The sequence below is a fragment of the Bacillus sp. OTU530 genome (assembly GCF_038440375.1).
In genome coordinates, this window is record NZ_JASATP010000001.1 from 1 (window position 1) to 22,626 (window position 22,626).

A 22,626-nucleotide genomic window follows, 5' to 3' on the forward strand; every position below is an offset into this window, starting at 1 on the left:
CCAGTCGGCGAGTTTTCTTTACAAAAGGAAGGTGCGAGATGAGTGAGATTAAACAACAGCTTCGGAAGCAAATAAGGGAGCGCATCATGTGTATGTCAGAGGAAGAGAGAGAGAGATGGTCTGGGCAAATTGCCGGTCGTTTATATGAGCTGAATGAGTGGCAGTATGCACACACTATTGGGATTACAATTTCTGTGGATGAAGAGGTTTCGACATATGAGATGATTGAACGTGCTTGGCAGGAAGGAAAAAGAGTTGCTGCACCAAAATGTGATCGGCTTTCTAGAACAATGACGTTTCGTGAAATACGAAGCTGGGATGATTTGGAGAAAGTCTATATGAACCTAAGAGAGCCGATTCCAGCTCGTACGAAAGAAATCTCTGCTGATGAGATTGAACTGCTCATTATGCCAGGCATCGCATTCACGGAAAAAGGAGATCGTTTAGGATACGGTGGAGGCTATTATGACCGATTTTTACCTCATTACAGCGGTCATACGATCGCACTTGCCTATTCTGCACAGCTTGTTCCTTCTATACCAATGGATGAGCATGATAAACACGTACAGAAAATTGTAACAGAGTCGCAAGTATACAGCAGCTTATAATGTATGACTCCCTTCTAATTCACTTATAATATCATATGAAATAGCTATATCTTACTTTACTTAGAACGAAGCAGGATTTCTGCTGAAAAAGTACCCCTACTTCCATTTCATGAAGCGTAGGTGATAGTGGTTCAAAGATGTTTTAGAAAAAGGGATGCTCATGGACTAGACAATGGTGCCTGTTTTACAACAGAATATTTCAAAAAGACAAATCACCTGGGAGATTTGTCTTTTTTTGTCACATGCGCCTGATTCAGAGACATCTTGCATACGTTTTATAATACACTAAAGAAAACTCGCCGATTGGCAAGCCGTTAGGCGAAGACAGAGGCGTAGTTGCCCTTATACTGTATTCTTAAAATTTCCGACTACGTCGAATTTACTTCTAGCTGGAAATTTATCTTTCCTACAGTGAAAAGAAAACTCGCCGATTGGCAAGCCGTTAGGCGAAGACAGAGGCGTAGTTGCTCTTATACTGTATTCTTAAAATTTCCGACTACGTTGAATTTACTTCTAGCTGGAAATTTCTACTTTCCTATAGTGGGACAAAAAGAGGAATTGGAGGGGGTTTCTTGCATCAACAACAGGATTCCTTATATTGGGCGCTTCTGTATAGTCTTGTATGTTTACATAAGTATGAAATCCTGCATAACTCTGAGGAACAAGGGGAAGCATGGCTGCAATCTCCAGCGCTTAAAAGCAATGTGATTGTCCGTTTGAAGCGCCATGATGTGGATTGGAGCAGCTGGGTGAGAGAGGATTTGAAACATCTGGAGCGGATGAGGGCTCAACGATTCCGAGGAAAGAAAAAGGTATATAACATTTATGTTTCACGATTTGAGCCATTGGATGATTGGCAGGCTGCAATTGCGGATGAAAACAGCCGCGTGTTTATTAGAACTGTATTCTTTACCGAATATAATGAAAAGCGCCAGGCTGATTTTATGCAGATGTCACTGAAAATGAGCGATGAAGAGGCTGCCATTATATATTCCTTGAAGGAGAAGCCGGCGGAGGCATTACGGTCTCAGCTAGACGGCTTTTTGAAATTGAAGAACAAGCAGCAGCATATTTTAAATTATGCTCGTCCCTTCATTACCAAGCTATTTGTAGCGATTCAAATTGTTTTATTTGGAGTATTGGAATATGCTGGCGGCAGTACAAATATAGCAACGCTCATTGCGTTTGGCGCCAAATATAATCCCCTTATTTTACAAGGAGAATGGTGGCGATTCTTTACGCCGATGTTTTTGCATATTGGTCTCTTGCATCTTTTGATGAATACAGTGGCACTTTATTATGTGGGGAGTCAGGTTGAGCGGATTTTAGGAAATATAAGATTTTTATTTGTGTATTTATTTGCAGGCTTTTGTGGCAGTCTTTTGAGCTTTGTATCTTCAAACGCTGTAGCTGCCGGAGCATCTGGAGCCATTTTTGGATGTTTTGGGGCACTCTTATATATTGCTGCATCGTATGCTAAGGTATTTTCTAGAACAATGATGCAAAGTGTTCTAACTCTCATTGGAATCAATCTGTTATTTGGATTTGCTGTTCCCGGCATTGATAATGCAGGGCATATCGGCGGTTTAATCGGGGGATTTTTGGCAACCGTTATGGTACATGTTCCAGGGAAAAAGGGATCGCTCCTTCACAAAGCAGCCGCGATGCTCATTGCGCTTCTGTTTGTCAGCATTCTGCTGTTTTATGGTCTGCACCTGAAAGGGAATGGTGTGCTGTAAAGGAAGCAGGAAAGCAGAGAGAAAATGTCGAATTTTAAATAAATGTGCGTAATGGACATAGAGGAAATTGACGCTTCCCGCTGTTCTTTTTATAATGGGTATGGGAACGTTTTCTTATAATAGGATGCACGAAGGAAGGTGAAGCGTTGACATCCATTTACGACATTCAACAATTATTGAAGAAATTCGGGACCATCATTTATACCGGAGACCGTGTTGCCGATTTAGAATTGATGGCGGACGAATTACATGAACTGCATGAGGCGAAGCTTATTGAAGCAACAATCTATGAAGCGGCTTCATTTGTTCTCAGACAGGAAATGCAAAAACAAAAAGACAAATTACATTAAGGGGTGCGTTATGCAGGAGAAATGGTTAGTAGGTGTCGACCTTGGGGGCACAACAATTAAGTTAGCATTTATTAGCGTCTATGGCGAGATTCTACATAAATGGGAAATCCCGACGAATATTAGCGAGAAGGGGAAGTATATCACTGTTGATATCGCAAAGGCGATTGATGAAAAGCTGCAAGAACTGGGAGAGCAAAAGAGTAAACTTGCAGGTCTCGGTATGGGAGCGCCAGGACCAGTACATATGGCAACAGGCTTGATTTACGAGGCAATCAATTTAGGGTGGAAGGATTATCCGCTCAAAGATTTGCTTGAAGTAGAAACAGGACTTCCTGTTGTTGTGGATAATGATGCAAATATTGCGGCTATCGGTGAAATGTGGAAAGGTGCCGGAGAAGGTGCGAAGGATATCGTATGTGTGACGCTTGGTACGGGAGTCGGCGGCGGTGTAATCGCTAATGGAGAGGTTGTCCATGGTGTAAGCGGAGCAGGCGGTGAGATTGGACATATTACTGTTGTTCCTGAAGGCGGGGCTCCATGTAATTGTGGAAAAACTGGCTGTTTAGAAACAGTCGCATCTGCAACAGGTATTGTACGTTTAGCGAAGGAAGCGCTTCAAAACAGCAAAGAAGAGGGTGAGCTTCGCAACAGATGGAATGAGGCGGGCACAGTCACTGCAAAGGATGTATTTGATGCTGCGCGGAACGGAGATGCATTTGCGCAAAGCATCCTTGACCGCGTAGCCTTCTACTTAGGACTGGCTATTGCAAACTTCTCCAATGCTTTAAATCCAGAAAAGGTTGTAATCGGCGGCGGCGTATCAAAAGCTGGAGATGTATTGCTGCAGCCGGTACAGAAATACTTTGAAAAGTACGCATTTCCTCGCGTTGCAAAAAGTACAAAGTTAGCGATTGCTACGCTTGGCAATGATGCGGGTGTGATTGGCGGCGCTTGGTTAGTAAAAACAAAAATAGCAAAATTGTAACGAACGCTCGCCGATTGGCGAAGACGGATGTGTAGTTACACTTACATCATGTATAGAGACATAACAAACATGCAGTCGTAAAACATTATACGAAAAGGGCTCTGATTCAATCAGAGCCCTTTTCGTATAGCTGAAGAAATGTGCAGCTCCTAAGCAGGGTTTTCATAGGCAGCTTCAGGGAGCCTTTCTCATTAATGTGCCGGCGGGTAACCGTTATTGAGTATAGTCATGATAGTAAACCAGCCGAAAACAAGAAGAGTTGCCGCAGAGAATGCTATCCCCAGCATATTCTTGTTTTTCAAGGTTTTGAGCGTCGAGAACACGCTCAGTAATGTTACTAGCGCGAAAATCACTACGAGACCCATATATATCCCCCTCTGCTCTTCCGCTTCTTTGCATATGAAAACTGTAAAAATCTTCCCTTTCTTTTCATTGTACATGGTTTCCAAAAAAATGTCGAGGTGAAACCGTTAACAATGATGTAGCTCTTACACACAGGGCACTTTTGACCTTGAGGTAATTGGTAATTGCCACTGGCGGGCCCTGCCTTTGGGCGAAGACAGAGGCGTAGCCCTACTTATACTGTATTCCTAAAATTTTGCGCTACGTCGAATTGGCTTTCAGCTAGAAATTTATCCTCTCTCATAAAGTGATATAAAAACAGCCTTCTGGAATAATCTGTCCGAACTGCACTATTGTTACTACATGAGCGAACAGGATTAATTCCGTTTTTCTCTGTCGTTCCATGTAAAGAAAAAATGGTGTATCATGAGAGTAAAAGATAGATTTGGAGGAAATATACATGAAATTAAAATGGAGACAGCTTCCCTTAGGACCGCTGCAAACAAATGCATATGTGCTGCGTAATGATAAAAAGGAGTGCGTTATCTTTGATCCAGGGCATGAAGGAGAAAAACTTATTAGCTACTTACAGCAGGAGGGGTTAACACCGCTTGCTGTTTTATTAACACATGCCCATTTTGATCATATCGGCGCAGTGGATGATGTGCGTGACGCCTATAAGATTCCTGTTTATTTACATAAAGAAGAGCAATATTGGCTGTCTGATCCCGAATTAAATGGCTCGTACCTATTTATGACGAACCGCGAGATTACAGCAAAGCCCGCAGATCGTCTGATTGAAAGGGAGGGAGAGCTCACAATTGGCTCATTTACGTTTACGATTCTAGAGACACCTGGACACTCTCCAGGAAGCGTTTCGTATTACTGTAAAGAAGCCGGTGCGGTGTTTTCCGGAGATGCTTTATTTCAAATGAGTATTGGACGAACGGATTTACCGGGAGGCAGCTTTAATGAACTGATGATGAGTATTGAAAATAAACTTTTCTCATTACCAGATGATACAGCAGTGCTGAGCGGCCATGGTCCTAAGACGAGCATTGGCTTTGAAAAAGCGAATAATCCGTTTTTGAAATAAGGAGAGACATGATGCAGGAGATTTTGAAGGAAGCGATGCGAGAGCAGGAAGGAAATAGGATTCCCTATAGTACGTTTATCGAACTTGCCCTTTATCATCCCGAATACGGGTACTATATGAAAGAGAAGGAAAAGATAGGGAGAGCAGGAGACTTTTTCACAAGCAGTAATGTATCTTCTTTATTTGCTAAGCAGTTTTCTCGGTTTTTCATGCGTCTTGTATCAGATAGGGTTGTACCGCCAATCATTTGCGAGATTGGAGCGGGCACAGGCAGGTTTGCCCGCGATGTATTGACCGAGTGGAGGACAAGTGATCCTCAATCCTTTTCAAAGCTGCGCTATCTTATCATTGAAGCAAGTCCTTATCATCGCAAGGTACAGCTAGAGATGCTGTCACAGTTTGCGAATGTAACGCAGTATGCTTCTTTTGTCGATATACCTAAGGAATTTGAAGGAGTTGTATTTGCCAACGAGCTATATGATGCGTTTCCTGTAGATGTGGTAGAGCAGCAGAATGATATGCTGTACGAAGTATCTGTAAGCCTTAAGGACCGACACTTGAAGGAGGTCATCCATCCGTTGCAGAAGAAAGAAATTCTTCAGTATTTGGAGAGGCATCGTTTGCATTTGAAAAACGGGCAGCGTTTTGAAATTCCACTTGCGATGGGGCGATTTGTACAGGAGCTCAGCGGACGCGTAAAACGGGCTGTGTTCGTGACTGTTGATTATGGTTACACAAATGACGAATGGATGCATCCTAGCCGCAGAGAAGGCAGCTTACGCGGATATTATGAACACCAGCTCGTTCGCAATCCGCTTGAGTGTCCTGGAGAGATGGATTTGACAGCTCATATTCACTGGGACGAGTTGCAGCTTGCAGGGGAGGCAGCGGGATTGCATACAATGCTTCGAATGAAACAGCGTTCCTTTCTCCTTAGCACGGGGATTTTACAGCATCTTGTGAATCATCAGGACAGAAATCCCTTTTCAGAAGCAAGCAAGCAAAATCGCGCCATTCGTTCTTTAATTTTGAGCGGCGGAATGAGCGATGCCTTCGATGTGATGATTCAGCAAAAGGGGATTCCGCAGTTGGAGCTAGAGCGTTATATGGACTTTACTGTTTGCTCCGCATCGTTGTAGCTAAAGTACAAGAATCTCCTCTCTCTGATCGTGTAACCAGCGAAAGAAGAGGCATAGTTGCCCTTATACTGTATTCCTAAAATTCTTCACTACGTCGAATGAACTTCCAGTTGGGAATTTATACTTTTTTACAGCGTAATAAAAGCGCAGAGACGAGCTCTGCGCTTTTATACTATAATCATCTGTACATTAAGATAAAAAAATAAGACTAGACAACACTAGATGGTCTTTTTGTTTTTTCTTAGTGGAACATTACTTGAATGAGCTGAAGTATTTTTTCATTTTGTACATCATAGTAAATTTCCAACCCTTTTCGTTCACTTGTCACGATTTTAGCACTTTTTAGCTTAGCTAAATGCTGTGAAATTGTAGACTGCGGCATATTTAAACAAGTATACATGGTAGATACATTGCTAGGACCTCTCTCAATCAATCCCTTCACGATGCACAGACGTACAGGATGTGCAAGAACCTTTAATAACTCGGCATTATTTTCATAAACTTCTAATTCTTCCTGAAACATTTCTAACATTTCGTCCACCTCCGGATATACTGCAAGTACAGCATAGAATATACATAACAAAATTTTACGATAAAAAAAATAGTTTTTGCAAAAAAAAAATTTAAAAATAAAGAAAAAGTAAAAAAAGAGAAAGAATTGTAAAGAGAGTTTATATAAACTAGGAAAATAGGAATATAAAAACAATTTAAATAAATCTAACCAAATCTACTCATTCTAACCTTTCCGCTGTGAATATCGGGAAAGAGGTTGGGTATTCTCTGCCTGTTACTCTATTCCTAAAGCAGGATAATATAAAGAAAACTCGCCGATTGGCGAGCCGTTAGGCGAAGACAGAGGCGTAGTTGCACTTATTTCTTACTACGTCGAATTGTCTTCCAGCTAGAAATTTATACTTTCTTAAAGTGCGTAAAAAAACCCGGGTTTCCCCGGGTTTTTGATTAAAGCGATACAGCTGAAGTTTCAACTGCCACAAGGGCTTGATCGATGTCGCGAATAAGATCATTTGGATTTTCAAGTCCTGCAGACAAGCGAAGAAGAGAAGCAGAGATACCGCGTTTTTCTCGTTCCTCTTGTCCCATCGCAGCGTGCGACATTTTAGCAGGATATGAAAGAATTGATTCTACAGCGCCAAGGCTGACTGCGAACACAGGAAGCTTAACGTGTGCCAGGAATTGACGAAGCGCTTCTTCGTTTTCAAGCTCAAACGATAAAACAGCACCGCCATCCGTTGCTTGCGCAAACTGGATATCACGTCCTGGATGATCAGCAAGACCTGGATAGTAGACACGCTTCACTTTTGGATGAGTTTGTAAATACTCGGCAATTTTCTCAGCTGCTGCAACAGAGTGCTGCAGACGCACATGAAGTGTTTTAAGGCCGCGCAGCACAAGCCAGGAATCATGTGGACTAAGAATTGCGCCAAACGCATTTTGTAAAAAGTAGAAGCGCTTTGCCAATTCTTCATCCTTTACAACTGCAAGTCCTGCCATTACGTCACTATGTCCGGCAAGAAACTTTGTTGCGCTGTGAAGTACAATATCGGCTCCTAGCTCAAGCGGCTTCTGCGAAAGTGGCGTTAAGAAGGTATTATCTACAAATGTTAACGCGCCGGCTTTTTTCGCAAGTTCACATATTGCGCGAATATCGGTAATTTTCAAAAGCGGATTAGAAGGCGTCTCCATATAGATGACCTTTGTATTCGGCTGGATTGCTGCCTCTACCTGCGCTATATCAGTCATATCAACAAATGTATGGCTGATGCCATAGCGTGTTAACACCTCTGTTACAACACGGAATGTTCCGCCGTATACATCCTCAGTAATCACAACATGGTCTCCTTGTGATAAGAGAAGAAAAGCAGTCGAAATTGCCGCCATGCCGGATGCAAATGCAAAGCCTCTTACGCCGCCTTCCAAAAGCGCGATTGTTTCTTCCAGCACCTCGCGCGTCGGATTGCCGGAGCGGCTGTAGTCGTATTTTCCAAAGGAGTCTACATCCACCTGATGGAATGTAGAGGAATTGTAGATCGGGACGCTGACCGCCCCTGTTCCTGCATCATATTTAAAGCCATTGTGAATTAACAGTGTATCTTGCTCGTACTTTGTCATGCTTTCACCCCTTCGCGCACTGCGACAAGAGCTTGCGTTAAATCTTGAATGAGGTCCTCTGCGCTTTCAATTCCGACAGAGAAGCGAAGCAGGCGGTTACAAACACCGCGAGCAGAGCGAATTTCTTCTGGAATCTCCGCATGTGTTTGTGTAGCTGGATAGGTCATCAAGCTTTCTACACCACCTAAGCTTTCAGCAAAGGAAATAAGCTGTAAGGACTGTAAGAGTGGATTCACCCAGCTTTCATCGGCTACACGGAAGGAAAGCATACCGCCCTGTCCTGGATATAAGACATCTGTAATGCCTTCAGCATCTTCTAAAAATGCCGCAATCGCTTTTGCGTTTGCTTCGTGCTGCTTCATACGAAGAGCCAATGTTTTCATTCCGCGAATCACAAGCCAAGCATCAAACGGGCTTAATACAGCACCGGATGCGTTATGGTAATAACCAATTTGCTGACATAGCTCCTCGCCTTTTGCTACAACCAAACCGCTTAATACATCGTTATGTCCAGCGAGATACTTTGTGCCGCTGTGAATTACAATATCTGCGCCAAGTAAAAGTGGCTGTTGCAGCACTGGCGTATAGAATGTGTTATCTACAATTAAAAGAAGATCATGTTTTTTCGTGATTTCCGCGACAGCCGCGATATCAGTTACTTCCATTAAAGGATTGGTAGGAGTTTCCACAAATACAGCCTTTGTGTTCTCGGAAATTGCTGCTTCTACTTCCGCTAGGTTATGCGTATCAACATACTTAAAGCGAACACCCCATTTGTTTTCATGCTCTGTAAATAAACGGTACGTTCCGCCGTATAAATCCTTAGATACAATCATTTCATCTCCTGTTTTAAACAGAGAGAGAACAACAAGAATCGCAGCCATGCCAGAGCTGCATGCAAAGCCTTGATCGCCGCCTTCTAGATCAGCGATGGCGCGCTCCAAAATTTTTCTTGTTGGATTTCCTGTGCGAATATAATCGAAGCCAGTAGATTGTCCAATTCCTTCATGACGATAAGCAGTAGAAAAATAAACAGGCGGATTAACCGCTCCTGTAGCTGTTTCGCTGCGGTTTCCAATTTGAGCTAGTTTCGTTTCTTGTGAATACATAGTGCAGTTCCTCCTTTAATAAACAATAAAAGCCTTCTTTGTTGTGAAAGAAGGCTTTGTGCTCGGTGAGAATACCTTCTTATCTCTCAAATTCTGTTAGAATTTGTTGGAGTTAGCACCTTTTTAACTGCATGTTAATGGTTGCTGAGGCGTCGTCAGGCCAGTTCCCTCGACCTCTCTTGATAAGAGAAAAAATTATAAAATTGTAAGTCCCTTATATAATTTATACTAAATACAGTATAAAAATCAATTCCCTTTTTATAATCTTCCGTAAATTCTTTGATTTCAAAAAATGCCATTGACTTCACTCCAGTACACATGCTAAATTAAGTGAAAATTGGGATTTGCTATATGAAGACGATAATGCCGTTTCTATGTTATCATAACCTTAGATGAAAATATAATGCTCTTATCGAGAGAGGCAGAGGGAAAGGCCCGATGAAGCCCGGCAACCTTCAAGCTTGTATGCTTGAAACGGTGCTAACACCTGCAGAACGAATCTGTTCTGGATGATAAGAGGGACATCAAACCCCCTCTTTCTGTCTGAAGAGGGGGTTTCTTACTGAAATCCGAGAGTATATGTTTCGAGTATTGTCAAGCTATTGCGGTCTGCTTCTTTTTGCAAAATAATCCTTCTACTAGTAAGAACAAAAGCACTGGTAGCAGAGAAGAGCTTAAGGAGTATTTCCGTCAGTTAACTCCAGCCGAACCGCTTGGGTTGTTTTGCTACAGGAGCAGGGATGGACCACGTCTGCTTTTCTTATAGTATTTTCCTTCCGGGAACGGAGCTACACATACATTGATTAGAGAAAGAAGGGGAAGAGAATGAGGTTGTTAGAGAGATTAAAGGGAGGCGTCGTACTTGGTGACGGTGCGATGGGAACACTTTTATATTCGCGTGGCCTGCAAAGCTGCTTTGAGGAGCTGAATGTAACAGATCCAGAGCGTATTATCGATATTCATCGGCAATATGTAGAAGCGGGTGCGGACGTAATTCAAACGAATACGTATGGAGCGAACGAAGGCAAGCTTCGTATGCATGGTCTGGGAGATCAAGTATCCCGCATCAACCGTGCAGCTGTACAAAATGCGAAACGGGCAGCGAATGCAGAGACGTTGATAATTGGAACAATCGGCGGTATGAAGCATATCGGCGGCGTTACGCTTAACGACGTAGAGCGTGAATTTATGCTTGTGGAGCAGGCGAATGCCTTGCTTGGAGAAGGTATAGACGGCCTCCTGCTTGAAACATTTTACGATGAAACAGAGCTGCTGCACGCACTTCGTATTTTACGAAAAGAAACGAATGTACCGATTATCGCGCAGCTTGCTTTACATGAAGTGGGACTTACACAAAGCGGAACATATGCGGAAATAATTCTAGCTGAGCTCCTTGAGCAAGGAGCGGATGTGGTAGGTCTTAACTGCCGCCTTGGCCCGCTTCATATGATTGAATCACTCCAATTGATGTCTATTCCAGAAAAAGGCTATTTATCTGCATATCCAAATGCAGGCTTGCCGAAATATGCAGATGGTCGTTACACTTACGAGGGAACTGTAAAATATTTTGAGGATACAGCCGAGCAGTTTGTGAAGCAGGGAGTGCGCCTTTTAGGAGGCTGCTGCGGTACAACGCCTGAGCATATAAGAGCGATGAAGCAAGTGCTTGCAAATGCGGCACCTGTTCTTGAGAAAGAGCGTCATGCTCGTCCGGCTCCTGTTGTTGTGAAAGAGGCGCCTTCAATCCAGAAGGCTACCCTAGCGGAAAAAGCTAAAAAGGATACGACGATTATCGTTGAGCTGGATCCGCCGAAAACGCTGAATACGCAGCTCTTTTTTGAAGGAGCAAAGGCACTAAAACGTGCAGGAGCGGATGCGGTCACGCTTGCTGATAATTCACTAGCTAGTCCGCGTGTTTCCAATATGGCGATGGGCGCGCTTTTGGCTCGTAACGATATCCCGGTACTGACGCATTTAACATGCCGTGATCATAATTTAATCGGATTGCAATCCCATTTGCTTGGATTATCAGCTTTAGGCCTTAATGAAGTGCTTGCGCTCACAGGTGACCCTGCGAGAGTCGGGGATTTCCCTGGAGCAACATCTGTATATGATGTTTCTTCCTTTGAGCTGATTCGCATGATTAAGGAAATGAACGAGGGACGTTCTCCGTTAGGAAAAACGATTGGACAAGCGACAACCTTCTCAGTAGCAGCTGCCTTTAACCCAAATGTACGTCATGTGGATGCAGCTGTACGAAGAATGGAGAAGAAGATCGAAGCGGGTGCGGATTATTTCTTAACGCAGCCAGTTTATGATCTGGATGTGCTTCATCGAACATATGAAGCGACAAAACATCTCGAGCAGCCTATATATATTGGAATTATGCCGCTTGTAAGCAAGAAAAATGCAGATTTTCTCCATTATGAAGTACCAGGTATTACATTACCTGAGGAAGTGCGACAACGCATGGATGGTCATGTGACGCCGCAGGAGGCTGCTAAGGAAGGCATCCGTCTTTCAGAGGAGCTGGTAGAGGAAGCAATGAAGCTGTTTAAAGGCATTTATTTAATTACGCCTTTCTTACGATATGAAATGACGGAAACGCTCGTCCGCTATGTGAGACAAAAACAAGAGCAAAGAGAGGAATTGAACGCATGAAACCAATCGAACAAGCGCTTGAAGAACGCATTTTACTATTAGACGGTGCGATGGGGACAATGATTCAAGACGCAGACTTGAACGCGGATGATTTCGGCGGTGAGGAATATGAAGGATGTAACGAATATTTGGTAATGACGCGCCCTGATGTGATTGTCAATATTCATAAGGCATATATAGAAGCTGGCACTGACATCATTGAAACAAACACATTTGGTGCGACAAATATCGTACTCAGCGACTATAATCTGCAGCACCTAGATGAAGAGCTGAACGTGATTGCAGCAAAGCTCGCAAAGCAAGCTGTAGAAGAGTGCGGCAAGGAAGCATACGTGGCCGGTGCAATGGGCCCAACAACAAAGGCGATCAGCGTAACGGGTGGTGTTACATTTGATGAGCTAATCGAGGCCTATCATCGACAAGCACGCGGCTTATTGCGCGGCGGGGTAGATCTGCTTTTAGTTGAAACATGTCAGGACATGCGTAACGTAAAGGCTGCCTGCATCGGTATTGAAAAAGCATTTGAGGAGCTTGATGTGAAAGTTCCGCTTATGATTTCTGGAACGATTGAGCCAATGGGAACGACGCTTGCGGGTCAAACGATTGAGGCGTTTTATCTCTCCATTGAACATTTAAAGCCGCTGTCTGTTGGATTGAACTGTGCAACGGGACCAGAATTCATGCGCGATCATATCCGTTCCTTAGATACGCTTTCCGAGTGCTATATTTCTTGTTATCCAAACGCCGGTTTGCCGGATGAGGACGGACATTACCATGAGTCGCCGCAATCACTCGCTCATAAAGTAAAAGCATTTGCGGACGAAGGCTGGGTAAATATTGTTGGCGGCTGCTGCGGTACAACGCCGGACCATATTCGTGCGATGAAGGAAGCGCTGGAGCAGTCTGCGCCGCGCAAGAAAACTACTCGCCCCGGACATGCTGTCAGTGGCTTAGAGTCATTGCAATACGATGATTCTATGCGTCCTTTATTTGTTGGAGAACGGACAAACGTTATCGGATCTAGAGCATTTAAACGTATGATTGCGGAAGGAAAGTTTGAGGAGGCAGCTGAAATTGCCCGCGCCCAAGTGAAACGAAATGCTCACGTAATCGATGTTTGTATGGCGGACCCGGACCGTGACGAAATGCAGGATATAGAGACGTTTTTGCAATATGTCACAAAAATGATCAAAGCCCCGCTTATGATCGATTCTACTGACGAAGCGGTTATTGAACGCGCCTTAACGTATTCACAAGGAAAAGCGATTATCAACTCTATTAACCTAGAAAATGGGGAAGAACGCTTTGAAAAGGTTGTGCCGCTTGCGAAACGATACGGTGCTGCTCTTGTTGTCGGTACGATTGATGAGCAGGGGATGGCAGTTAGCGCAGAGCGGAAGCTTGAAATTGCAAAGCGCAGCTACGATTTATTAACGACTAAATACGGCATCCGTCCGTCTGATATTATTTTTGACCCGCTTGTGTTCCCAGTTGGAACAGGGGATGAGGAATATATTGGTTCAGCAAATGCGACAGTAGAAGGTGTTCGCATCATTAAGGAAGCTTTGCCAGAATGTTTAACGATTCTCGGTGTAAGTAATATCTCCTTCGGTCTTCCTCCTGCTGGGCGTGAAGTACTAAACTCTGTGTTCTTGCATCATTGTACGAAGGCTGGACTTGACTACGCGATTGTTAACACCGAAAAGCTAGAGCGTTTCGCTTCTATCCCAGATGAAGAAAAGGTGCTAAGCGATCGTCTTCTATTTGAAACAAGCACGCCAACGCTAGAAGAGTTTACGGCATTCTACCGTGTGGCTAAGAAAAAGGAAGAGGTTTCTCGTGAAAGCTTAACGCTTGATGAGCGTCTGTCAGGCTACATTGTGGAAGGAACGAAGCAAGGCCTATATGATGATTTACAAATCGCTCTTGATGAAGGCCGTAAGCCGCTTGATATTGTAAACGGACCGCTCATGACAGGTATGGACGAGGTTGGCCGCTTATTCAATAACAACGAGCTAATTGTTGCTGAGGTATTGCAAAGTGCGGAAAGCATGAAGGCAGCTGTTTCCTACTTAGAGCCGCATATGGAAACTTCAGAGGTTTCGAAAAAAGGTAAGGTCATGCTTGCAACAGTTAAGGGAGACGTTCATGATATCGGTAAAAACCTTGTTGAAATTATTTTAGCTAACAATGGTTTTGAAATTGTGAATCTTGGCATTAACGTCCGCTCTGATCAGCTTGTGCAGCAGGCGAAGGAGCATAAGCCTGATATTATCGGCTTGTCTGGGCTTCTCGTAAAATCCGCACAACAGATGGTATTAACAGCTGAGGACTTAAAGGCTGCTGATATTCATATCCCAATCTTAGTAGGCGGTGCGGCGCTTACACGTAAATTTACGGAAACGCGTATTTCTCCGTCCTATGAAGGTCTTGTATTATACGCAAGCGATGCGATGAACGGTTTGGATCTTGCGAATCGCCTGCAGCATGAGGAAGAGCGGGAGAAGATGGCGCAGCAAAAGCAGGAAAAGCTGCAGACGATTGTTGTGAAGGAAGAAAAGGTTGTAGAAATTCCAAAGGAAATCGAGAAGCTTCCGCCAGCACCAGTGATGGTCCCGAATTCTACAAGACGCGTTGTACTTCGTGATATTCCAGCATCTCATGTGGGACCGTTTGTAAACCGTCAAATGCTGCTTGGTCACCATCTTGGTGTGAAAGGGCAAGTGAAAAAGCTGCTAAAAGAGGGCGACAAGCGGACGCATGAGTTGAACGATTTAATTGATGAATTGCTGCAGCAAGGCGAATCTTGGCTTCGTCCGCAAGCTGTGTATCAATTCTTCCCAGCACAAAGCAACGGCCAGGAGATTCTTATTTATGACCCAGAGGATACGTCTCGCGTGCTTGAAACATTCACGTTCCCAAGACAAATGAAGGCACCGTACCGTACGCTTGGCGATTATTTACGCCCGGTTGGAGACGAAATGGACTATGTGGCATTTTTCTCTGTAACTGTTGGAGCAGGAGTAAGAGAAGTGGCAGACAAATGGAAGGAAAAAGGCGATTATTTACGCAGCCATGCAATTCAATCATTGGCGCTTGAGCTAGCGGAAGGACTGGCAGAACGGACGCACATGCTTATTCGCGACCGTTGGGGCTTCCCAGACCCGGCAAGCATGACAATGGATGAGCGCTTCCGTGCGAAATATCAAGGTATTCGTGTATCATTCGGCTATCCGGCTTGTCCAGAATTGTCCGATCAAGAAAAGCTATTCCGCTTAATTCGACCAGAGGAAATCGGAATTCAATTAACGGAAGGACATATGATGGAGCCAGAAGCATCTGTTACAGCGATGGTATTTGCGCATCCGAAGGCTAGCTATTTCAGCGTAATCTAAACGGAATACAATTTATAACATAGATAAAACAAAAAGGCTTCCCCTGCGAAGCCTTTTTGTTTTATCGTACATTTATTAAGAAAAGCGGACAAGGACCGCCTTTTATGGCAGCGTAGGGGGGGTGGGCCGGAGTAAAAGGCGCTTTTTGCCTTTTGCAGAGGTTCAGCCCGAGGTCTGCCATTTTGGGTCTTGGGAGCTAGACATCTCCCCGAAAAGCTATACTTTCTTATCTTATTAAAGAAAACTCGCCGATTGGCGGGCCTTACTTATACTGTATTCCTAGGATTTCCGACTACGTCGAGTTTACTTCTAGCTGGAAAGTTATCCTTTCCTACAGTGCAAAAAATAGGCAGAAGCGCTCCTGTCTTCGCTTCAAGGAAGTCCTTTGAAGGAATAAAAGCTTTGCAAGTTGACGCCATATAGTATAATGGAGAAGGAAATCTGTTCATAAAGGAGCTGCCAACGTGAAAAAAATCGTGTTTACAGGCGGAGGGTCTGCCGGGCATGTAACGCCAAATTTAGCGCTCATTCCGAAGTTACAGCAACGTAGCTGGGACGTTCATTATATCGGCTCAAAAGATGGCATTGAAAAAGGAATTGTAGAAGGAGCGAGCATCCCGTATACAGGGATTTCAAGCGGAAAGCTGCGCAGATATTTTGATCTCAAGAACTTTAAGGATCCATTTAAAGTAATGATGGGTGTTATGGAATCATATGCCCTCATCCGAAAACATAAGCCGGATGTTGTGTTTTCGAAAGGCGGGTTTGTATCCGTTCCGGTCGTAATTGGTGCATGGCTTAACAAGGTGCCGGTATTTTTGCATGAATCGGATATTACACCAGGGTTAGCTAATAAAATTGCCCTTCGATTTGCGACGAAAATTTTCGTGACTTTTGAGGAGGCGAAGGCGCATCTTCCAAAGGAAAAGGTAATTTACACTGGCTCACCTATTCGGGAGGATTTGTTGAAAGGCCATCGTGAAACAGGCTTGGAGCTGCTTGGCTTTACCATGCGTAAGCCTATTATCATTGTGATGGGCGGAAGCCTAGGTGCAAAACGAATCAATGAAGCAGTTAGAGCGGCTTTGCCTGATTTATTACAACACTATCAGGTTGTTCATTTATGCGGCAAAGGGAATAAGGATGAAAGTTTAGAGGGAACTGAGGGCTATCGGCAGTTTGAGTACATAAGCAGCGAACTCCCTGACGTATTGGCTGCAGCTGATCTCGTGATTTCACGCGCCGGCTCTAACTCCATCTTTGAATTTCTCACATTGAAGAAACCGATGATCCTTATTCCTCTTTCAAAAGCGGCCAGCCGAGGAGATCAAATTTTAAATGCGCAGGCATTTGAGAAAATGGGATATTGCCACGTGCTGTATGAGGAGAATCTGGAAAAGGATACGCTACTGGAAGCGGTGCAGCATGTTCAGAAAAACCGACTTCGTTATAAAGAGAATATGCTCCGCTATTCTGCAGAAAACTGTCTAGAGGAGATTATGGGCTATCTGGAGAAAGCACGAAAAAAATGACCTTTTAAAAGGTCATTTTTTTCGTGCCTTGATAGGATATAAAACTCCAGATGAAAGTGAGTTCGACATATATGGGAGTTTTAGGAATATATTATAAGTACAACTACACCTCTGTCTTCGCCGAAGAGCAGGGCTCGCCAATTGGCGAGTTTTCGCTGTTTTTAGCTCTTTTATTTCACATTTCATAAGCCGTTCCAATTCATATCATCTGCACAGGGAAGGGTCGTAAAAAGGAAAAAATAGTCGAACCGTGCAAGGATGTATGCTACAATAAAGATATTTAATGGGGAATTCCGATTCATTTCACCATGATATCATGCAGAGACAAGGGGCGATGAACAGTCGATTGTACTATACATGAATAAATAAAGTATGGAATCGACACCTTTTGTCTGTTCAATGTTTTCTGGCCTAGGTGAGTGTAGAGGAGTGTAAGATATGGGAATTTATCTCTTTGAAAATATTATTGTTGTTTTATGCATTTTAACTTATATTGGAAGTTTTTTATTTTGTACAATCAGCCCTTTTTTACATGAAAGAAAGCTAAAGAGATTAGAGCTTGCAGCAGAGTTATCTATTTTATCAGAAAAGCTGTATGGAAAGCAAAGTCTAGGAGAACATCGTTTATAATAGTTTGCTTTTCCCTGCTTTAATCAGTGCTTGTGGAATTCCTCCTCATTCAACGATATGCCGCAATATGCTGCATATCGTTCCTTTCAGATGGTATTCTTCGCTTCTACTATTTTCTGACGGAAAATGCAGTTAGTAGTTTGTTTTTTCCATATTCTGTTACATATATGAAATATTAAGCTCGTATTCTGTTACCCGCTTTTATGTTATGCTAATAATAGTTTTAAAGAATAAAAAAAGGGGTATTGAACATGATTCCGAGACGAAGCAGAACGAGGAAGAGGAGAAAGAAAAAGAAGATAAGGCTGTTACTTTCTATTTTTTTAACTTCTATAGCTGTTGCCGCAGGAGGAATTTCGTGGTGGTATAGTGCAGGCGGAAAGAAACTGGCTGGTGTTGAGCGTACAACAGCTGTGGTAAATGAAGTAAAAACAGAAGCACCAGTACCTAAGCCCCCCGTTGTGCAAGAGGAGCCCGAAATTAAACTCGTCTTTTCAGGGGATACGATGTTTGATTGGGCACTGCGTTCTGTTGTAGCGCAAAAGGGAGCAGATTTTCCTTTTCAATATGTCAAGCCGCAAATTGAAAGTGCTGATTATGCTTTTGTGAACTTGGAAACGTCATTTACTACGCGCAATCAAAGAGTACCAGGTCAAAAGTTTTGGATTAAAAGTGATCCAGCAACCATTACTGCCATTAAAAATACAGGTTATGACATTGTATCCTTAGGGAATAACCATTCATTAGACTACGGCAGAGAAGGATTACTTGACTCTATTGCAAATGTTGAAGGAGCTGGTCTGCAGTATGTCGGAGTAGGGCGGAATGCTGCGGAGGCCTATACGGCGAAGGAAGTTACCATTAAGGGGAAGAAAATTAAGTTTCTTTCGTTTGTCCGCTTTATGCCGTTCGCAAACTGGACAGCAACGGACACAACTCCTGGCGTGGCTGGCGGCTACGATTTAAATGTCGTAACAAACACAATTAAAGAACAAAAAGGCGATGCGGATTATCTGATTGTATATATGCACTGGGGAGTAGAGCGGACAAGTACACCAGCTGCTTATCAAAAGGAATATGTCGCAAAGATGACAGAAGCAGGGGCAAATGCAATTGTGGGAAGCCATTCGCACTGGCTGCAGGGCTTTGAATACTACAATGGGGTTCCAGTCGCGTATTCGCTTGGAAACTTCTTGTTTCCAGATTATGTAAAGGAACATTCTGCTGAAACAGGTGTGTTAACACTTACCTTTAAGGGGAAGGATATTAAAATGTCGTTCTCGCCGTACGTCATTCGCGGCAACCAGATTCAGCCAATTGATGGACAAGAAAAGGCTGCGATGTATCAATATTTACAGTCTATTTCCTATGATGTTGAGATTACGGGTGATGGAAACATCGTAAATAAACGAACTATTGCAAAATAAAACAAATAGGGCTGTCTCAAAAGATATAGTATTCTTCTTTTGAGACAGCCCTATTCAAATATAAACACAGTCTGTACTCGGAGGTGCATTTTTTATACTGTATTCCTAAAGCTCCCTACTCCGTCGAATTCACTTCTTGCTGGGAATTTATACTTTCTTAAAGTGAAAGATAGATTTCCAACTGGAATCCAATTGGAGATTGTAAGGATATACACGTACAGAGAAATCTTTTAGAGAGTAAAAAATTATTAACATAATTATCTTGAAATTGATTTCAAAATCAACTACAATATTTTTGTAATCGCTTTCAATAGGAGCGATTATAAAAAGCACCTTATTGAAATCGATCTCAAAAATAATTTCAATTAGAAGATGCGAGAAGAAGGGAGGGGAACAACTTGGCTACAATTGAAGATGTTGCTCGATTGACCGGTCTCTCAAGATCAACTGTATCCAGAGTGATAAATCACTATCCTCATGTATCAGACGATAAGAAGAAACGTGTACATGAAGCTATGAAGCTGCTTAATTATTATCCTAACTCTGCAGCACAACGGTTACGCAGTCAAAAAACAAACATGATTGCCGTACTTATCCCGGTATTAACAAACCCATTTTTCGCACATCTTCTAGAAAGAATTGATACAGCGGCAACTGAACATAATATGCAGCTTCTTGTTTGCCAAACAAGGAACGATAAGAAAAAGGAACTCCAATTTCTTGATTTATTAAAGACCAAGCAAGTGGATGGCGTTATTTTAACCGCGATAGAAAATGATTGGGAGGATATTAAAGCCTATACATCGTTTGGTCCTATTTTATTATGCAATGAGTACGTCAAAACGGCATCGGTTCCAAAAGTATATGGCGATCAAATTGCCGGCAGTTACGCGGGAACACGCCATCTCATCGAGCAGGGTTATAAAAGGATCGCATACTGCTCAGGCGGAGGCGCCAGCGAGTTAACCAGTGATAGGGAAATCGGGTATCGAAGGGCTATGAAGGAATTTGGATTGCCTGTATATGAAGAGTGGGTATTTCAAAATATTTTCGATATTGCGGATGGCAGGCAGGTAGTCAAACGAATAGTGTCTATGGAAAATCGGCCGGATGCGGTCTTTGCCGGAAGTGATCAGGTTGGGGCCGGCATTATTTTAGAAGCGAGGATACAAGGTTTACATATTCCAAAGGACCTTGCAGTAATAGGTTTTGATGACCAAGAAATTGCTGAAGTAGTTGACCTTACCACCATTAGGCAGCCTATCAATGAAATTGGAAAATATACTATGGAGGAGATGCTCCGTTGCCTTGCTCATAAAGAGGAATCCACACCACATGAAATCCAGTTCCCCTTGGAATTAGTTATCCGAAAATCAACAAGATTAACTAAAGATCTCAGTGTTGATTCATAAAGTGATAGGGGGGATGGCTTCGTGAGTAGCCAAAATAAGTTTGATGGTGTAAAACCAATGGAGGCGAAAAGCTCGGAACTACGTAATACCGCAAGTACGCAGAGAAAAATCAGACGTGCAGGATTGTTTGCCTTATTTGTTGGGCCAGCCTTTTTAGCTTTTGCTCTCATCGTATTAATTCCATTTTTCACAGGTATGTATTACGCCTTTACCGATTGGAATGGCCATCTTCTTATACCACGGCTTTATGAAAGGAATTCCTGTTGAGCTAGAAGAGGCGGCGATTATTGACGGTTGTTCACCGTTTAGCGTCTTTTGGAGAATTGTCTTTCCGTTATTAAAACCGATTACCGTTACAATCATCATTTTGAACAGCTTATGGATTTGGAATGACTTTTTACTGCCAATGCTTGTCCTGCAAGACCCAGCATTACGAACAATACCGTTAGCGACGTTCTTCTTCTTCGGCCAATATACAAAGCAATGGGATTTGGCGCTAGCGGCACTTGTCATTAGCATTATTCCATTACTGATTTTCTTCTTCTCCATGCAGAAGCACATTATCAAAGGCATCACAAGTGGCTCTATTAAATAATGACAAACACATTCCATTGGTTGATACCCTGGCCTATCTAGGTATAGGGTGGAGATAAATTAGAGAGATATTTAAATAGGGGGAGAATGATTATGAAAAAGTTTCCATTCGCAGCAGGTGTATTATCATTATCTTTGGTTGTAGCAGCAGGTTGTTCTAACGGTAAGACAACAAATGGGAAAGCAGATACAGCAGGCAGTAAAGGTGATAAAGTAGTCATTGACCTGTTTCAGGGGAAGGTTGAAATTGCCGATCAATTGAAAGCGTTAACAGAGAAGTATACAAAAGAGCATCCAAATGTAACGTTCAATCTGCAAACAGTGGGCGGCGGCGCAGATGCGGCAGCGGCATTAAAAGCAAAATTTGCCTCCGGAAACGCACCGGATATTTTTACGAACGAAGGGTATCAACAAGCGCAAACATGGAAGGACAAATTAGAGGACCTCTCCGATCAACCGTGGGTAAAGGATGCGTATGAAAGCGCATTGCAGCCCATGACAATGGACGGCAAAATTTATGGACAGCCTGCGAGCCTAGAAGGCTATGGCTTTATTTACAATAAAGAATTATTCAAAAAGGCCGGTATTACAGAATTACCTAAAACATATTCTCAGCTAGAGGCTGCGGCGAAGAAGCTGAAGGCTGCGGGGATTACTCCATTCGCTGTAGGATATGCAGAGTGGTGGGTGTTAGGGAACCACGGTATGAATATTCCATTTGCAACACAACAAGATCCTGATGCCTTCATTAAGGGATTAAACGAAGGTACAGCTAAGATTGCCGGAAACGAACAGTTCTTAAAATTTATGGATTTACTAGACCTAACAGTGAAATATGGAAACGTAAATCCATTAACAACAGACTATAACACAGAAGTTACATCATTTGCGAGCGGCGAAACTGCGATGATTCAACAAGGAAACTGGATTCAGCCAATGCTTGATAAGCTAAATCCAAATATGGATGTAGGGATTCTTCCAATGCCTCTTAGTGATGACGCAGCAGTTTCTGATAAATTGGCTGTTGATGTTCCAAACAGTTGGGTAATTTACAAAGGCGCACCTGATGCAGATAAAAAAGCAGCCAAGGAATTTTTAAATTGGTTAGTATCATCTGAAGCAGGAAAGAAAGCAATGGTGGAGGATTTTAAATATATCCCAGCATTTAAAACAATTGAAGCAAAAGCATCTGATATCGGACCATTAGGTGCGGAGCTTGTGAAATACTCTAAGGAAGGAAAAACATTCTCTTGGCAGTTTGCAAAATTCCCAGAGGGTGCAAACCATGACTTTGCTGCAAGCATGCAGACATATATTGCTGGAAAAGCATCTAAGGAAGATACTTTGAAAGCGTTTGACGCTACTTGGGCTAAGTTGAAGAAGTAATCTGTTCTAAGGCCCTTTAAGCCGGCCTCATAAAAAATGGACCACCGTAGAGAACGCGACAAACATGAAGCGTTTCTATGATGGTCCATTT

The 22,626-nt window shown here is 43.0% G+C and carries 17 protein-coding genes, 2 pseudogenes and 2 riboswitches; of the genes and pseudogenes, 15 read left to right on the forward strand and 4 right to left on the reverse strand.

Features of this window, described 5'->3' with window-relative positions; genetic code table 11:
- The first annotated feature begins 38 nt into the window (after positions 1-38).
- The 4 genes from AAHB12_RS00005 (at position 39) to AAHB12_RS00020 (ending at position 3,682) form a co-directional block, all read left to right on the forward strand.
- Positions 39-608, forward strand: coding sequence for a 5-formyltetrahydrofolate cyclo-ligase (locus tag AAHB12_RS00005; RefSeq protein ID WP_342043912.1), 570 nt, complete (start codon positions 39-41; stop codon positions 606-608).
- A gap of 572 nt (positions 609-1,180) precedes the next feature.
- Positions 1,181-2,347 (forward strand): rhomboid family intramembrane serine protease, encoded by a 1,167-nt coding sequence (locus AAHB12_RS00010; RefSeq protein ID WP_342043913.1) that lies wholly within the window; start codon positions 1,181-1,183, stop codon positions 2,345-2,347.
- A 146-nt stretch (positions 2,348-2,493) separates the two neighbouring features.
- Complete coding sequence (locus AAHB12_RS00015) at positions 2,494-2,697, forward strand: YqgQ family protein (protein WP_129727237.1); 204 nt, start codon at positions 2,494-2,496, stop codon at positions 2,695-2,697.
- A 10-nt stretch (positions 2,698-2,707) separates the two neighbouring features.
- Positions 2,708-3,682 carry an ROK family glucokinase gene (locus AAHB12_RS00020; RefSeq protein ID WP_342043914.1) on the forward strand — a complete coding sequence of 325 codons (975 nt, stop codon included), beginning with the start codon at positions 2,708-2,710 and terminating at the stop codon, positions 3,680-3,682.
- A gap of 191 nt (positions 3,683-3,873) precedes the next feature.
- On the opposite strand, the gene AAHB12_RS00025 is transcribed toward AAHB12_RS00020, so the two are convergent.
- Complete coding sequence (locus AAHB12_RS00025; RefSeq protein ID WP_342043915.1) at positions 3,874-4,047, reverse strand: DUF2759 domain-containing protein; 174 nt, start codon at positions 4,045-4,047, stop codon at positions 3,874-3,876.
- Positions 4,048-4,484: 437 nt separating this feature from the next.
- Here AAHB12_RS00025 and AAHB12_RS00030 point away from each other — a divergent pair, with 437 nt between their 5' ends.
- Both AAHB12_RS00030 and AAHB12_RS00035 read left to right on the forward strand, forming a co-directional pair.
- A complete protein-coding gene (locus AAHB12_RS00030) occupies positions 4,485-5,120 on the forward strand; it encodes an MBL fold metallo-hydrolase (RefSeq protein ID WP_129727234.1) in 636 nt (211 codons plus the stop codon).
- 11 nt (positions 5,121-5,131) lie between these two features.
- Positions 5,132-6,259: a class I SAM-dependent methyltransferase gene (locus AAHB12_RS00035; RefSeq protein WP_342044037.1), complete on the forward strand. Its 1,128-nt coding sequence runs from the start codon at positions 5,132-5,134 to the stop codon at positions 6,257-6,259.
- A 241-nt stretch (positions 6,260-6,500) separates the two neighbouring features.
- Here AAHB12_RS00035 and AAHB12_RS00040 read toward each other — a convergent pair whose 3' ends face one another.
- The 3 genes from AAHB12_RS00040 to AAHB12_RS00050 form a co-directional block, all read right to left on the reverse strand.
- Complete coding sequence (locus tag AAHB12_RS00040; RefSeq protein ID WP_342043916.1) at positions 6,501-6,791, reverse strand: ArsR/SmtB family transcription factor; 291 nt, start codon at positions 6,789-6,791, stop codon at positions 6,501-6,503.
- Positions 6,792-7,219: 428 nt separating this feature from the next.
- On the reverse strand, positions 7,220-8,389 hold the full coding sequence (gene metC, locus AAHB12_RS00045; protein ID WP_129727231.1) for a cystathionine beta-lyase: 1,170 nt from the start codon (positions 8,387-8,389) through the stop codon (positions 7,220-7,222).
- Complete coding sequence (locus tag AAHB12_RS00050; RefSeq protein WP_342043917.1) at positions 8,386-9,498, reverse strand: methionine biosynthesis PLP-dependent protein; 1,113 nt, start codon at positions 9,496-9,498, stop codon at positions 8,386-8,388. Before AAHB12_RS00050 ends, metC begins: the two co-directional genes overlap by 4 nt.
- 76 nt (positions 9,499-9,574) lie before the next feature.
- Positions 9,575-9,687: riboswitch (SAM riboswitch) on the reverse strand.
- A gap of 217 nt (positions 9,688-9,904) precedes the next feature.
- Positions 9,905-10,017, forward strand: a riboswitch (SAM riboswitch).
- 306 nt (positions 10,018-10,323) lie between these two features.
- Between AAHB12_RS00050 and AAHB12_RS00055 the strand changes: the two genes are divergently transcribed.
- From AAHB12_RS00055 to AAHB12_RS00095, 9 genes and pseudogenes are all read left to right on the forward strand, one after another.
- Positions 10,324-12,159 (forward strand): bifunctional homocysteine S-methyltransferase/methylenetetrahydrofolate reductase, encoded by a 1,836-nt coding sequence (locus AAHB12_RS00055; RefSeq protein ID WP_342043918.1) that lies wholly within the window; start codon positions 10,324-10,326, stop codon positions 12,157-12,159.
- Complete coding sequence (metH, locus tag AAHB12_RS00060) at positions 12,156-15,554, forward strand: methionine synthase (RefSeq protein WP_342043919.1); 3,399 nt, start codon at positions 12,156-12,158, stop codon at positions 15,552-15,554. The genes AAHB12_RS00055 and metH overlap by 4 nt, the downstream gene beginning before the upstream one ends.
- Before the next feature lie 464 nt (positions 15,555-16,018).
- Positions 16,019-17,086, forward strand: coding sequence for an undecaprenyldiphospho-muramoylpentapeptide beta-N-acetylglucosaminyltransferase (locus AAHB12_RS00065; RefSeq protein ID WP_129727227.1), 1,068 nt, complete (start codon positions 16,019-16,021; stop codon positions 17,084-17,086).
- Between the two features lie 438 nt (positions 17,087-17,524).
- Positions 17,525-17,716 carry a hypothetical protein gene (locus tag AAHB12_RS00070; RefSeq protein ID WP_129727226.1) on the forward strand — a complete coding sequence of 64 codons (192 nt, stop codon included), beginning with the start codon at positions 17,525-17,527 and terminating at the stop codon, positions 17,714-17,716.
- A gap of 251 nt (positions 17,717-17,967) precedes the next feature.
- A complete protein-coding gene (locus AAHB12_RS00075; RefSeq protein ID WP_446715495.1) occupies positions 17,968-19,143 on the forward strand; it encodes a CapA family protein in 1,176 nt (391 codons plus the stop codon).
- A 398-nt stretch (positions 19,144-19,541) separates the two neighbouring features.
- Complete coding sequence (locus tag AAHB12_RS00080) at positions 19,542-20,555, forward strand: LacI family DNA-binding transcriptional regulator (protein WP_342043920.1); 1,014 nt, start codon at positions 19,542-19,544, stop codon at positions 20,553-20,555.
- Between the two features lie 57 nt (positions 20,556-20,612).
- Positions 20,613-20,780, forward strand: a pseudogene (locus tag AAHB12_RS00085) (sugar ABC transporter permease); the annotation flags it as partial.
- Positions 20,773-21,150 (forward strand): annotated as a pseudogene (locus AAHB12_RS00090) (carbohydrate ABC transporter permease); the annotation flags it as partial. The pseudogenes AAHB12_RS00085 and AAHB12_RS00090, both read left to right, overlap by 8 nt.
- An 86-nt stretch (positions 21,151-21,236) precedes the next feature.
- Positions 21,237-22,535, forward strand: coding sequence for an ABC transporter substrate-binding protein (locus AAHB12_RS00095; RefSeq protein WP_342043921.1), 1,299 nt, complete (start codon positions 21,237-21,239; stop codon positions 22,533-22,535).
- Positions 22,536-22,626 lie beyond the last annotated feature (91 nt).

Coding starts and splice junctions, on each gene's coding strand:
- AAHB12_RS00005 (WP_342043912.1), top strand. CDS start 39: ATGAGTGAGATTAAACAACAGCTTCGGAAGCAAATAAGGGAGCGCATC.
- AAHB12_RS00030 (WP_129727234.1), top strand. CDS start 4,485: ATGAAATTAAAATGGAGACAGCTTCCCTTAGGACCGCTGCAAACAAAT.
- AAHB12_RS00095 (WP_342043921.1), top strand. CDS start 21,237: ATGATTATGAAAAAGTTTCCATTCGCAGCAGGTGTATTATCATTATCT.
- AAHB12_RS00075 (WP_446715495.1), top strand. CDS start 17,968: ATGATTCCGAGACGAAGCAGAACGAGGAAGAGGAGAAAGAAAAAGAAG.
- AAHB12_RS00070 (WP_129727226.1), top strand. CDS start 17,525: ATGGGAATTTATCTCTTTGAAAATATTATTGTTGTTTTATGCATTTTA.
- AAHB12_RS00035 (WP_342044037.1), top strand. CDS start 5,132: ATGCAGGAGATTTTGAAGGAAGCGATGCGAGAGCAGGAAGGAAATAGG.
- AAHB12_RS00055 (WP_342043918.1), top strand. CDS start 10,324: ATGAGGTTGTTAGAGAGATTAAAGGGAGGCGTCGTACTTGGTGACGGT.
- AAHB12_RS00040 (WP_342043916.1), bottom strand. CDS start 6,791: ATGTTAGAAATGTTTCAGGAAGAATTAGAAGTTTATGAAAATAATGCC.
- AAHB12_RS00020 (WP_342043914.1), top strand. CDS start 2,708: ATGCAGGAGAAATGGTTAGTAGGTGTCGACCTTGGGGGCACAACAATT.
- AAHB12_RS00050 (WP_342043917.1), bottom strand. CDS start 9,498: ATGTATTCACAAGAAACGAAACTAGCTCAAATTGGAAACCGCAGCGAA.
- AAHB12_RS00025 (WP_342043915.1), bottom strand. CDS start 4,047: ATGGGTCTCGTAGTGATTTTCGCGCTAGTAACATTACTGAGCGTGTTC.
- metC (WP_129727231.1), bottom strand. CDS start 8,389: ATGACAAAGTACGAGCAAGATACACTGTTAATTCACAATGGCTTTAAA.
- metH (WP_342043919.1), top strand. CDS start 12,156: ATGAAACCAATCGAACAAGCGCTTGAAGAACGCATTTTACTATTAGAC.